Annotated in this window: 15 protein-coding genes; 10 read left to right on the top strand and 5 right to left on the bottom strand. The window is 63.4% G+C overall.

The genetic code is table 11. The features are described from left to right. Window positions 1-13: 13 nt before the first annotated feature. On the bottom strand, window positions 14-559 hold the full coding sequence (locus tag VGM51_00840) for a LemA family protein (protein ID HEY3411580.1): 546 nt from the start codon (window positions 557-559) through the stop codon (window positions 14-16). A gap of 245 nt (window positions 560-804) precedes the next feature. Here VGM51_00840 and VGM51_00835 point away from each other — a divergent pair, with 245 nt between their 5' ends. The 5 genes from VGM51_00835 (at window position 805) to VGM51_00815 (ending at window position 4,284) form a co-directional block, all read left to right on the top strand. Then, window positions 805-1,521, top strand: a complete 717-nt coding sequence (locus VGM51_00835) for a type II secretion system protein (protein ID HEY3411579.1) — start codon at window positions 805-807, stop codon at window positions 1,519-1,521. A 101-nt stretch (window positions 1,522-1,622) separates the two neighbouring features. Beyond that, window positions 1,623-2,468: a TIM barrel protein gene (locus VGM51_00830; GenBank protein ID HEY3411578.1), complete on the top strand. Its 846-nt coding sequence runs from the start codon at window positions 1,623-1,625 to the stop codon at window positions 2,466-2,468. A 136-nt stretch (window positions 2,469-2,604) separates the two neighbouring features. Beyond that, on the top strand, window positions 2,605-2,850 hold the full coding sequence (locus tag VGM51_00825) for a flagellar biosynthesis anti-sigma factor FlgM (protein ID HEY3411577.1): 246 nt from the start codon (window positions 2,605-2,607) through the stop codon (window positions 2,848-2,850). Between the two features lie 181 nt (window positions 2,851-3,031). Continuing rightward, a complete protein-coding gene (locus VGM51_00820; GenBank protein ID HEY3411576.1) occupies window positions 3,032-3,424 on the top strand; it encodes a sulfite exporter TauE/SafE family protein in 393 nt (130 codons plus the stop codon). After that, a complete protein-coding gene (locus VGM51_00815) occupies window positions 3,421-4,284 on the top strand; it encodes a deoxyribonuclease IV (protein ID HEY3411575.1) in 864 nt (287 codons plus the stop codon). The genes VGM51_00820 and VGM51_00815 overlap by 4 nt, the downstream gene beginning before the upstream one ends. A 107-nt stretch (window positions 4,285-4,391) precedes the next feature. Here the strand turns inward: VGM51_00815 and VGM51_00810 are convergent, their stop codons facing one another. After that, window positions 4,392-5,126 (bottom strand): M48 family metalloprotease, encoded by a 735-nt coding sequence (locus VGM51_00810; protein ID HEY3411574.1) that lies wholly within the window; start codon window positions 5,124-5,126, stop codon window positions 4,392-4,394. Between the two features lie 387 nt (window positions 5,127-5,513). Here VGM51_00810 and VGM51_00805 point away from each other — a divergent pair, with 387 nt between their 5' ends. Further along, a complete protein-coding gene (locus VGM51_00805) occupies window positions 5,514-5,735 on the top strand; it encodes a hypothetical protein (protein HEY3411573.1) in 222 nt (73 codons plus the stop codon). A gap of 3 nt (window positions 5,736-5,738) precedes the next feature. Here the strand turns inward: VGM51_00805 and rhaD are convergent, their stop codons facing one another. Beyond that, a complete protein-coding gene (gene rhaD, locus VGM51_00800) occupies window positions 5,739-7,793 on the bottom strand; it encodes a bifunctional rhamnulose-1-phosphate aldolase/short-chain dehydrogenase (protein ID HEY3411572.1) in 2,055 nt (684 codons plus the stop codon). A gap of 114 nt (window positions 7,794-7,907) precedes the next feature. On the opposite strand from rhaD, the gene trmD reads away from it, so the two are divergent. After that, window positions 7,908-8,654: a tRNA (guanosine(37)-N1)-methyltransferase TrmD gene (trmD, locus tag VGM51_00795; protein ID HEY3411571.1), complete on the top strand. Its 747-nt coding sequence runs from the start codon at window positions 7,908-7,910 to the stop codon at window positions 8,652-8,654. Window positions 8,655-8,691: 37 nt separating this feature from the next. Here the strand turns inward: trmD and VGM51_00790 are convergent, their stop codons facing one another. Next, a complete protein-coding gene (locus VGM51_00790; GenBank protein ID HEY3411570.1) occupies window positions 8,692-8,916 on the bottom strand; it encodes a hypothetical protein in 225 nt (74 codons plus the stop codon). Next, complete coding sequence (locus VGM51_00785) at window positions 8,900-9,175, bottom strand: BrnT family toxin (GenBank protein ID HEY3411569.1); 276 nt, start codon at window positions 9,173-9,175, stop codon at window positions 8,900-8,902. The genes VGM51_00790 and VGM51_00785 overlap by 17 nt, the downstream gene beginning before the upstream one ends. 224 nt (window positions 9,176-9,399) lie before the next feature. Between VGM51_00785 and VGM51_00780 the strand changes: the two genes are divergently transcribed. The 3 genes from VGM51_00780 (at window position 9,400) to VGM51_00770 (ending at window position 12,452) form a co-directional block, all read left to right on the top strand. After that, complete coding sequence (locus tag VGM51_00780) at window positions 9,400-9,984, top strand: phosphatase PAP2 family protein (GenBank protein HEY3411568.1); 585 nt, start codon at window positions 9,400-9,402, stop codon at window positions 9,982-9,984. A gap of 72 nt (window positions 9,985-10,056) precedes the next feature. Beyond that, complete coding sequence (gene iorA, locus VGM51_00775) at window positions 10,057-11,793, top strand: indolepyruvate ferredoxin oxidoreductase subunit alpha (protein HEY3411567.1); 1,737 nt, start codon at window positions 10,057-10,059, stop codon at window positions 11,791-11,793. Further along, window positions 11,790-12,452 carry an indolepyruvate oxidoreductase subunit beta gene (locus VGM51_00770; GenBank protein HEY3411566.1) on the top strand — a complete coding sequence of 221 codons (663 nt, stop codon included), beginning with the start codon at window positions 11,790-11,792 and terminating at the stop codon, window positions 12,450-12,452. The genes iorA and VGM51_00770 overlap by 4 nt, the downstream gene beginning before the upstream one ends. Window positions 12,453-12,458: the final 6 nt, after the last annotated feature.

The raw sequence follows: 12,458 nt of genomic DNA, 5'->3' as shown, positions 1-12,458 counted from the left end.
ATTCTCCTGGAACCTAGAACTTAACCTGGGGCACTTCCCGTTCGGCGGGGTCTTCAAGTTGGAAGAGCGCTTCCTCGTGAAAGCCGAACATGCCCGCGAAATAGTTGCCGGGAAACTGCTGAATGGAGTTGTTGTAGCCCATCACGGAGTCGTTGTAGAACTGGCGGGCGAACGCGATCTTGTTTTCCGTGCTGGAAAGCTCCTCCTGCAGGGCGAGCATGTTGGTGTTGGCCTTCAGGTCCGGATAGGCCTCGGCGACGGCGAAAAGCGAGCGCAGACTCTGTGTGAGAGCGTTCTCAGCCTGCGCGGCGCCGGCGACGCCGCTCGCCCCCATGGCCTGATTGCGCGCCTGGGTGACGCTTTCGAGCACGGAGGCCTCGTGGGCCATGTAGCCCTTCGCCGTCTCGATGAGGTTCGGAATGAGGTCGTGGCGGCGCTTCAATTGCACGTCCACCTGCGCCCACGCGTTCTTCACGCGGTTTCGAAGCGCGACCAACCGGTTGTAGGTGACGATGGTGAAAACCACTGCCAGAGCAATGAGTACGACAGAATAACCCATGTGTGGTAAACCGTCCTTTCGCCGCGTCGCGGCCTGGGTAGCCATCGGCAATAGTGTATGACGCGATGCCACCAGCGCGTCCAAAGCCGATACGGCGGCGCGAATCGCGAGGTTACAACACCGGGCATCGATCTTGCTTCAGTAGTCCTGGACGTAGGAGTTCAGCGCAGAGGACGCGGAGGACGCAGAGGAACGTGGAGGTAGCGCGGAGGTACTGCAGATTGTATATGAGGAATCGGGGTTCGGTGCGCGGGACACCCTCTTTTGTCTCCTGCCTCCTGCCTACTGCCCGGGCCGGCTTCACACTGCTGGAGATGCTGGTGGTGAGCGGGATCATCGCCATTCTGGCGGGCATCGCGCTGCCTGTTCTATCGCGTTCACGTACGAAAGCAGATCGTGCCGTCTGCCTCTCAAACCTGCAACAGATAGGCGTCGCTATCCGCGCGTACGCGGACGACTGGAATGACACCTTCCCCGCCGCGTGGAACGAATGGAACACGCCGCAGTACGCGTCATTCGGACCGTTCATCGAAGGCACGCCCGGCATTATCGAGGCCGTCTCTCCGTACGGCGCGGCCCGCGAGATATGGCGCTGCCCCTCGGACACCGGCCTGAATCTCAAGTTCAGCGATTACTGGATGACCGGCCCCGCCCGCCCGTTCTGGAAAGACGGCGGCGCCAGTTATTTCTATCGCGATATGTACGCGCGGGTGGTGGACGAGAACCCCTATCCCAAGCCCGAGAACTCTGCCCTGGCCGCCCGTCCGACGTCGGTAGTTGCGCGGCCGACGCGCGTGGTGCTGATCACGGACGTGCTGCCGTGGCATTCGCCGCCGCAGGGACGTCCCGCCTACATGGAGTGGGACGGCCTCACGGTATCGGTCTACTGCGACGGTCACGCGGCCGCCCGCCCCTGGAACGAAGTGCGGGCGAACATCGTGGCGGCGCCGGGCCTCCCGTGAGCCTCCCTGCATAGGCCTGATTTCTGCCTCCGCGCCTCCCTTGAACCCGGCGCAGGCATGCTGTGTTGTGACTCCGACTAACACAGATCAAGGAGTCACTTATGCCGAGCCGTCTGAACGATGGTAGTGCCAACCCGCCGCGCCTGAGACCGACCCACGCGATGTGGGCGCTGATCGAACTGCCCCGCGGCGGTCCCGAATGGAGCCTGGACGAGAAATTCCGTCGCGTGGCGGAGGCCGGTTTCGAAGCGGTCGAGTGCTGGCCTGACGAGAAGACCGGCCCGGAGATAAGGGATACGCTTGGCCGGCACGGGCTGCGCCTCGGATACGGCGCGCGGAGCGGGAATATCACCGGTTTTGAGGGCAAACTCAAACACGCGGTCTCGCTGGGGGCGGATTATGCCAACTGCCACGTGGAAGGGCCTTACAACACCGACGATGAGATTGAGGCGCTGGTCCGGGACCTGATGGCGCTATCCGATGACGTGGGGCTGCCCGTTTTCGTGGAGACGCACCGGGGTACCGTGACTGAGAACCTCTTCCGTGTGTGGGAACTGGTCCGGCGCGTGCCGGACGTGCGTTTTTGCGCGGACCTCTCGCACTTCGCCGTCGGGTCCGAGTTCACGGCGATGACGGAGGAGCACCTCGCGCCGGTGCTGGAGCGCGTTTCGTCATTCCACGCGCGCGTCTCCAACGGCCAGCAGATCCAGGTGGATGTCGGCGACGGGTTGTCCGGGCCGGCTCGAGATTTTGTACGGCTCTGGACCATCGCGATGGCGCACTGGAAGCGCGCTGCGGTTCCCGGCGATATCCTGCCGTTCGTCAGCGAACTGGGGCCGCCGACTTACGGCATCGTGGACGCGCAGGGGCGCGAGACGTCCGACCGTTGGCAGCAGTCGCTGGCCATGCGTCGCCTGGGCGAGGAGGCATGGGATTTGGCCGGCTGAAAAAAGTCTTGTGAGAATTCTCCGGAAATGTGGTACAGATGTGAATCCCGCTCAAGTTTCGGCGCTGCACCGTCGAAACTGTTAGTGTGAGCAGACGGGACGGCGCCGCCGCGGGCGCCAGAGCGGGGAGAAGCACGTGATTTACACACATGACGGGGCGATTATCGGGGACCGTGGCGCTGTGGCGGCCACAACCGCGCCGGCGATTCCGGCGGAACAGGCCCTGCGCGCTCGCGCAGCTTACGCCGCGCTACCGGATATTCGTTTGGACAAAGTGCGGGAGGTTCGCCGCCGGATGGCCGCCGGAAAGTTCAACCCCTCCGCCGGGGACCTCGCCGATGCGATCCTGGCCTTCGCCGATAACACCCGTCGCTGCCGCTGACCTGCCTCCTTCCGGTTACCCTGGGCTCCGCCATCGGCGGAGCCTTTGTTCGTTGCGGTATTGATAGCAACTCCCGTGCCCGATACGGCGGGGCGATTGCGGATACATACTGAATGAAACGATGTTTTCACAGGGGGGATGAGCGAAGATGTGGCTTCAGTCGGCGGTGGGACTATTGTGTGTGGGCGCAATTGCTGGGGTGGCCAGCGGGTTGTTCGGGATCGGAGGCGGGCTGATCATGCTGCCCATCTTCACGATTTTGATGAAGATGGACCCGCACAGGGCGGCGGCGACTTCCCTGGCGATCGTTGTGCTACCGGTCGCGCTTCCCGGCGTGATCACTTTCCACCGTGCGGGCCAGATAGACTGGCGCATCGTATTGTGGGTCGCCATCGGGTTTGCGGTCTGCAACGTGGTAGGGTCGCGGATGAACCTCAGCCTGAACCCGCAGATACTGAAGCGCGTGTTCGCGATCTTCCTCATCCTGGCGGCGATCAACCTTTTCGCGCAGTCGATGAAGAAGCCTGCGACGGCCAAGGCGCCCGCGGCGGCAGAGAGCGGGAAGACGATTTGAGCGCCCTACCTGAACGCTTCGGAGTCCACGCGCCGCTGTCGGGCGGCCTCCGCGGCTCATTGAAATGGGCCGAGGACGCCACCTGCAACTGCCTCCAGATCTTCAGTGGCAACCCCGGCGCCTGGAAGGGGACCGCGTGGAAGGAGGCCGACTGTGCCTTTTTCTGCGCCGAGCGAGAACGCCTGGACATGAAGCCGTGCGTGCTGCACACGCCCTACCTCATCAACCTCGCATCGCCTGACGATTTCAACTGGGGCCGCTCAAAGCAGATGCTACGCGACGCACTGGCGCAGGCCGAGCGCAGCGGCAGCGAGTACGTGAACAGCCATATCGGCAGCCACCTCGGGGCAGGGATGGACGCCGGCATCCGGCGCGTGGCGGCCGCGCTGGTCGAGGTGCTTTCCGAGGACGGGAGCGGCACGACCGTGCTCCTGGAGACGACCAATGGATCGGGGAAACTGGTTGGTTCGCGCTTCGAGGAACTGGAGAGCGTTCTCGAGTTGTGCGGGCCCGTGGCGGACCGCGTTGCCATCTGTATCGACACCGCCCACGTATGGGCCACGGGATACGACATCTCCAGCGCCGAAGGCACAACGGCGATGATCGACGAGTTCGATGCGCTGGTGGGCCTCGACCGCCTGCTTTGCATCCACGCCAACGACAACCGCAAGGCGTTGGGTGGGAAATCTGACGTTCATCAGGACATCGGGGAGGGGCAGATCGGCCCCGATGCGTTCCGCGCGCTTGTGAACGACCCACGCCTCGCGCATGTTCCGTTCATCCTCGAGACCCCCAAGAACAACCCGGACGACGACAGGCGGAACCTGGACGTGATTCGAGGGCTGAGGGGTAAAGGCTGAGGGACGGGAGCAGGCGTCAGAGCTACGTGGATTTGTGCGGTGGCGGGCACCAAAGTGGGAGGGGAAAGCGCGTCGTTGCGCCTTCCCCTTATCTCGCCCTCTATGCGTCAGCGATTCATCCTGGCGATGCGCTGCTTCGTTTTGGCTATGCGTGTGGAGGTCAGCGGATGATCGCGCAGGAAGGTGGGCGTGCTGCCCTCCCTGGCCGCCACTTCCAGGGTGTGGAACAGGTCCAGCATACCGCTGGGTCTGTACCCTGCGGCGACCATGTTGTTCAGGCCGCCTTCGTCCGCCTGATCCTCATCCTTGCGGGAGTACCGGAGGTTCACCAGGGAATTAGCCACCCCGGCCACGTTGTACCAGTCGCGGCTGGCCCTCGTAACGCCCAGGAGGATTCCAAGCCCGGCCGAGCGCTCCTGGTCTTTCGCGGCCATATTGGCCCAGTGTTCCTTACGGACGTGCGTCATCTCGTGCCCCATCACCGCGGCCAGTTCATCGTCCGTCTTGATGCGGTCGAGCAGGCCGGTGTAGATGAACATGTTGCCGCCTGGAAGCGCGAAGGCATTGACCTCCTTGCTGTCGATGACGTGGAACCGGAAATCCCACGTCTTGCGGTCGTTGGACGGCAGGGCGTTCACAAGCCTCTGTCCAACGTGCTCCACGCGGGCTAGGCGCGGTCCGGCGACCATCTTGCTCTGTTTTTCGAGGTCCACGGCGGCCTGGTCGCCCAGCTTCTTCTGGTCGGCCACGCTGGGCTTGAACAGGCTGCTCGAACTGCTGCATCCGGTGGCCAGGCCCGCCAGGACCACGACCGCCAGGATCCGACTATGGTTGATCAACATTTTTCTTCTCCCTTGCTTACATGTTTACCTTCCCGGGCGCTCGCCCAAACGAAGGGCCCCCGGCATAGCGGCCGCGAGCCGTATTCCACGCGTGTTCCCTTGCCCGACGCACCGTGAACGAGTGGCGCACCGACTGACGCAGGTTTAGACGGGAACGGGGAACCGTCCGACGGCGGACGCCGCGGTTGTAACGAGCGCATAGGCGGCGTTTGGAATCGGCGGATCGACCAACCGACAGGGCTATCCGACCGCTTTGGCCGACGGGCGGAAGTGGGCGAATGGCGCATCCAATGTCCGTCCGCTAACTGTTTGATGGCGCGCCCCAGTGTGGTATATATCCTGTGGAGGGAAGACGCCAACAGGGGTCTTCCAACGGAGGATGGGATCATGAGACCCGCCCTGTACCACTGGAAGCATATGGCTCGCGACTATTACCGCTTCCTCGTGGATGAGAAATGGCGATGGTGCAGCCAGTGCCACCGCCCGGTTGAGCACGCCTTCGTCCCCCCGATCGAGGGCGGTTCGGACGTGCCTGCCTGTCTGGACTGCGGTTTCTCAGACACGGAGGTGCTGCGTTCCCTGCCGTGGCCGCCGGCCACGGGCTCCTGAGCGCTACCGAGGAAACGCGTCCTTGATCCCGCCGTCAACCGGGATCATCGCGCCCGTCGTCTTGGCGCTGCGGTCCGATGCCAGGAACAACGCCGCTTCCGCCACATCCTCGGCCGTTACGTTCGCCTGCAGGATGTTGCGCTTCCGATAGAACTCCTCGATTTCCTCCGGCCGGATACCCTGCGCCTTCGCACGCTGCTCCCGCACCTCGTCCGACCATAATCCGCTGCCCTCGAATACCGCATCCGGATTAACCATATTGCTGCGGATGCCGAACGGGCCCGCCTCCAGCGCCAGAACCTTCGCCAATTGCGCCTCGGCGGATTTCGCCGCGCTGTAGGCCGCGAAGTCCTTTCCGGGCGAGGTGACATTCTTGGTCGCGATGAAAACAAGGCTTCCACCGGTCCCCTGCTGCTTCATCATCCGCAGCGCTTCGCGCGCTACCAGGAAATGGCCGGTGGCGTTCACATCGAGGCTTCGCTGCCAGTCGGCGAGTTCCAGACAGTCAATGGGGCAGCTATGCGCGATGCCGGCGTTGGAAACGAGAATGTCGATGCCGCCGTACGCCAGAGCGATCTGCCGGAACGCTGCCTGGACCGACGGCTCGCTCGTGACGTCCATTTCGACGGCCAACGCGGGGTTCGCCTTGTTCGCGGCGGTGATGTCAGAAGCCAGCGATGGCGCTTTCGGCAGGTCGAGATCGGCGCAGATTACGTGTGCGCCCGCGGCGGCGAACTTGCGCGCGATGCCCGCGCCGATCGCGCCGGCGGCGCCCGTCACCAGCGCCACGCGCCGGGCGAGTTCCTTTTCCGGCGGCGCGAGCGTGAGCTTGTAGAGTTCCAGCGGCCAGTATTCCGAGGCGAAGGCGTCGGCGTCGGACTGGCTTCGGTACGGGGCGATGCTTTCCGCCGCTTCGATGATGGAGATGGTATGGTGGTAGATATCCGCCGGGATAACGGCCCTGGCCGAGTTGTCCCACGCGGTGAACATGCCCAATCCCTTCACGAGTATGACGCGGGGGTACGGCGGCAGCATTTCCTCGCCGGAGTTGAACGTTTCGTACCACTGGCGGTAATCGCGGTGCCAGTCCTCCAGGCCTTCCCGCGCGGCGGTGCGGAGGCTTTCGATGTCGGCCGGGTTGTCCGCGATCACCCACATCGGACGGCGCTTGCTGCTGAGGATGTGGTCCGGCGTGGCGGCGCCCTTCCGGGTCGCTTCCGGCGCGCGGTCCCAGTTCACGAACCGAAGGACATCTTCGGAGTCGTCGTACCGCATCACCACGCGCTTGTCCGCGCCCAGAAGGCCGCGCAGCGTCGGCGCGAGAGACGCAGCATTCTGCATCCTGCATTCAGCATCCAGGACGGACTCTGGAGTCTGAATGCTGAATGCAGGATGCCGGATGCCGGCAACGGCGCGGTTCGCCATTTCCACGTGCAGCGCATAGGCTTCGCGCGGGTCGTCATGCCATGTGACCAGCCCGTGGTTCATCAGGACGACGCCTTTCAGCGCCGGGTTTTTGCGGGCTGCCTCGCCGACCATCTGAGACATCCGGAAGCCGGGCCGAATGTACGGGATGACGCCAAGGTCTTCGCCGAATACCTCGCGGATAACCTCTTCGCCGCGTTCGTTGTTGGTGAGCGCCACGATGGCGTCAGCGTGGCTGTGCAGAACGCATTTCGCGGGCACGAAGGCGTGGAGGAGCGTCTCAATGCTCGGGCGCGGCGAGTTCGGTTCGAGGAGGGAGTGGTTCACCCACGAGACCATCTCCTCGTCGTTCATCGCGCCGCGGTTGAGCAGCGGCAGCAGGTCGTCCATGAAAACCGCAGGGAAATCGGCGGGCTTGGCGGCCTTGAGGTCGCTGCCGCTGCCTTTCACGCGGAGCACCGCGACGTGGCGGCCTCGGAAATCCGTCTCACTGGTCTTGATGGATGTGTTGCCTCCACCCCAGACGACGAGGCTGGGATCCGCGCCGAGCAGACGGGACACATAGGCGAGGATATCGACGTCGCCGAGCGCGGCGGCCTCCGAGTCGTTCCACAGGTTCACGATAGGTTGCATACAGATTCCGGTTCCTCATGGTGCAGCCTGGCGCGGGCGCAGGCGGTCTACAATTGCAGTATGAATGATTGCCCGATCGAGAAGAACGAGGTCAACGCGATTACTGCCGCGAGGCTGCGTGTAGACATAGTGACCATCTTCCCCGAGATGCTCGACGGCGTGCTGAACAACTCGATGCTCAAGATCGGCCGGGACAAGGGCTTGCTCGATCTGCGCGCGGTGAATTTGCGCGATTACACCACGGATAAACACCACCAGACGGACGACACGCCGTTCGGCGGCGGGGCCGGCATGGTGATGATCCCGGATCCGATTTTCCGTTGCGTGGAGGACCTGACGGCGGGCGAAACCGGCGCGCGTGTAGTGCTCACCACGCCCGGCGGCAAGCCCTATACGCAGCGCAAAGCCGAGGAGTTCGCCGCGTGCGGCCGCCTGGTCATCCTCTGCGGGCGTTACGAAGGCGTGGATGACCGGGTGCGGGAACATCTGGTGACCGACGAGGTTTCTATCGGCGACTATGTGCTCACCGGTGGCGAGATTGCGGCAATGGCGATCGTGGACTCCGTGGCGCGGCTCATCCCGGGCGTGCTGGGCCGCGGCGAGTCGTTCGAAGAAGAATCGTTCAGCGAGGGGCTGCTCGAATACCCGCATTTCAGCAAGCCGGCGGAGTATCGGGGGTGGAGGATACCCGAGATTCTGCTGGGCGGCAACCACGAGGCGATCCGCCGCTGGCGCAGGAAGGAGAGTATGCGCCTGACGTTGGAGCGCCGGCCGGACCTCCTGAAGAGGCACAATTTCACGCACGAGGACCGCAAGCTTCTGGTCGAGATCGAAGCCGAACTGGGGCTACGGGCGCTATAGCGTGGAGCGAAGAAGGCGGCCGATTGAGCCGCGCCGGCTAAGTCTTCGCGGATGGAGCAGTCGACAGGGTTCGAGACCGAATCAGGTTCGCTAATGGGCGCAACGCCGCGTTGACGCTTTCACTGTCCGGAAAAACGTCCATCAGTTCCGGTTCCAAGATTATGATGTTTGTGCCGTGCGCGTAGTCCGCGGCGAACTTGCCGCGCTCTCCACCTTCAAACTCATATTCAGCCAGCATGTCCGGATCAAGGGTTGTGCTCATATGCTCTCACTTCACGCGGTGTCGCTACGCGTGCACCTATCAGCCGAATTCGGCCTTCTCGCGCTGTATGAACGACAACGATCACGCGCTGCCGTGAAGACATCCCAAACGTGACAAACCGGTCTTCCTCTTCGGAGTGCAACGGATCCGGGTTCGTCAGCGACAAGTGATCGGCCAAGGCGCTCGCGGCTTCTTCAAACCGCACCCCATGTTTCGCTTCGTTCAGCCCCGCTTTGTGAGGATCCCATTCGAAAATCAACGGGCCGCGCCTCCGCGCTACCTCATTATACCACTCCAGTTGTGCGTGCGCCCCTCATAGGAGCGATGAAGAGAGGTTTGGCGCGGTTTCTTTGCATACCCATCGTGATATAATCCGTCGATAGAGCATATCGGTGTCTAGTCACGCGCAGGATCCTGGGGTCTCGCTAGCGGTGAGGGCGGGCGAATAGTGGGCTCCGAGGAACAGAGGGGAGAACCCCTTTGATGGCTTGGGATGTACGCACCTTATTCTGGATGAACGGGCACCACTGCGTTGCGCTCGATGCCGTGCTGTATCCGATCTCGTACCTCGGAGAGCACGGTCTTCTGCTGGCGATGCTGGTCTTGGGCACACTCGTCGGAGCGCCCAGGGGGCGCTGGAAGGAATGGGCTGCCGTCGGCGTCGCGCTCCTCCTGGCGGACCGCCTTCTGTTTGAGCTTGTGGCGCTTTACGGATTCCGCGAGCGGCCCTTCCTTGCGCTCGATGGTGTGCGGCAGGTGGGGCCGTTGTGGTACACGAGTTCTTTTCCGTCCGGCCACGCCCATTACGCCTGGCTTGTGTCCGTGCTGCTCGGAGCCCGCCGCCCCATCTGGCTCGCGGCGCTGATACCGTTTACGCTCCTCACCTGCTACTCGCGGCCTTATCTCGGGATGCACTACCCCTCAGACGTCATCGCAGGTTCCGCGTTCGGAGTTGTGTCGGGGTTCGCGTTCCTGGCGGTCCAACGATGGTGGCGGGAGCACCTGGCTGGCACACCGGCGCATGTGGACGCCCCGCCCCCTCCGCTTGGCCATCCGCAGTCATCCTGATTCTCGTCTCCCGCCCCTTTTGACCTGCCCCCCTTGCGGCGCGGTATCGTAAGCATGTAGGGGAGGCATCATTTGAGCAAGGAACTGCTCTCGGGCAACGAGGCCGTTGCGCGGGGCGCTTATGAATATGGGGTCCGGGTGGCGGCGGCGTATCCCGGCACGCCCAGCACTGAAATTCTGGAGAACATCGCGCGGTACGACGATATCGCCGCGCAATGGTCGCCTAACGAGAAGGTTGCGTTGGAGGTCGCCATCGGCGGGTCCATGGCCGGCGCCCGTTCGCTGGCGGCTATGAAGCACGTCGGCGTGAACGTGGCTGCCGACCCGCTTCTCACCCTCGCTTACACCGGCGTTAACGGCGGCATCGTGCTCGTCAGCGCGGACGACCCGGGGATCCACTCGTCCCAGAACGAGCAGGACAACCGTTTCTATGGCCGCTTCGCGCGAATTCCTGTGCTAGAGCCATCCGACAGCCAGGAATGCAAGGATTTGGTGCGCGCGGCGCTTGAAATGTCCGAGCAGCTGGACACGGTAGTGATCCTCAGGACCACTATGCGCATTTCGCACTCGAAGAGCCTCGTCGAGATCGGCGAGCGCACACCCTGCGAACTGCGGCCCTATAAGAAGGACGTCCGTAAATACGTGATGATCCCGGGGCACGCCAAACTCCGGCAGCCGGATGTGCTGGCGCGGTTCGACCGAATGGCCGCCTGGTCCGAAACAACGCCGATCAACCGGATCGAATGGGGCGATCGCAAACTCGGCATCATCACCTCCGGGATCTCCTATCAATACGTGAAGGAGGCTCGCCCGGATGCCAGCGTGCTGAAATTGGGGTGCTCCTACCCGCTACCGGAGAAGCTGGTCCGCGAGTTCGCGGAGGGCGTTGAGAAGGTGGTCGTGGTCGAGGAGTTGGAGCCGTTCCTCGCGGAAAATGTTCGACTGGCCGGCGTAAAAATCGTGCCACTCGGCCTGCCGCGCATCGGGGAGCTTTCCACAACGATGGTGAAGACGGCGATCGCCAAAGCGATGGCTGAACCGCCGCCGCCGCCCGCGCCGTTCGCGCCGGAAGAGGCCGCGGGACGCCCTCCGGTGTTGTGCCCGGGCTGTCCGCACCGCGGCGTGTTTCTCACGCTGAATCGATTGAGGCTGATCGTAACCGGCGATATCGGCTGTTACACGCTCGCCGCGCTGCCGCCGCTCAACGCGCTGGACATGTTCATGGACATGGGGGCCAGCATCGGCCTCGCGCTGGGCATGGAAAAGGCGGATCCCGCGAACGCGAAGAAGACCGTCGCAGTGATCGGCGATTCAACGTTCCTTCACAGCGGGATGACCGGCCTGTTGGACATGGTCTATAACGGTAGCCACGGGACGGTTCTGATCCTGGACAACGCGACCACCGCGATGACGGGTCATCAGGACCACCCGGCAACAGGAAAGGATGCCAAGGGGCGTCCGGCGCCGCAGGCCGTGCTCGAGGATATCTGCAAGGGCCTCGGTGTGCGCCGGATCCGCGTGCTGGACGCGTTGGATATCGAGGGGCTTGAGCAAGCCCTCAAGGAAGAGACGCAGGCGCCCGAGGTGTCCGTCATTATCGCGCGGCGGCCGTGCGTGCTTCTCACGACCCTCGAGGGCAGGGCCGTCAAAGTGGTGGACGAAGCGTGCGCCAGTTGCCAGATGTGCATGGATCCCGGCTGCCCGGCCATTTCCTGGAGCGATGATGAGAGGCCAGTGATCAACGAAGGGATGTGCACCTCGTGCGGCCTGTGTGTCACCGTTTGCCAGACGGGAGCGCTGGAGCTATGAAGGATCCAGTATCCAGGATTCAAGATTCAGGCGCCGCGCCGATACCTGCGTCTCTCCCAGCCTTCAGCCCTCAGCCCTCAGCCCTGGACCCGACCTCAATACTCATTGTTGGTGTTGGCGGGCAGGGGACGATACTGGCGGCGCGAATTCTGTCCCGCGTGGCATTACTTGCGGGCAAAGACGTGAAGTTCTCCGAAACTCACGGCATGGCCCAGCGCGGCGGCGCCGTGGTGACCCAGGTGCGAATCGGCGACCGCATTTTCGCACCCACGATCGACCCGGGAACAGCGGATTTCATACTGGCTTTCGAGCAACTGGAAGCGCTGCGCTGGTCGCACATGCTGAAGCCGGATGCGGCTGTTATCATGAGCACGCAGATCATCTCGCCAATGCCGGTGATCCTTGGCACGGCGAAATACCCGCAGGGTGTCGAGAAGTCGGTGTCACGGCGCGGGAAGGTGTTCGCCATGGACGCCGACCGCCTCGCGTGCGAAGCCGGCAACGCCCGAGCCGCGAACGTCGTGCTTCTGGGACGTCTGGGCAGGGAACTGGGCCTGCCGCGCGAAATATGGGAGCAGGCGCTGGCGGACACCGTGAAGCCGAAGTTCCTGGAGTCGAACCGACGCGCCCTGGCCGCGGGGTGGGAGCATCAGATTTGAGATATG

The organism is Armatimonadota bacterium, assembly GCA_036504095.1.
In the GTDB taxonomy this organism is placed as follows: Bacteria; Armatimonadota; DTGP01; order JAKQQT01; family JAKQQT01; genus DASXUL01.
The sequence above is the reverse complement of the archived record's forward strand: the minus strand, read 5'-3'. Positions and strand labels throughout refer to the sequence as shown.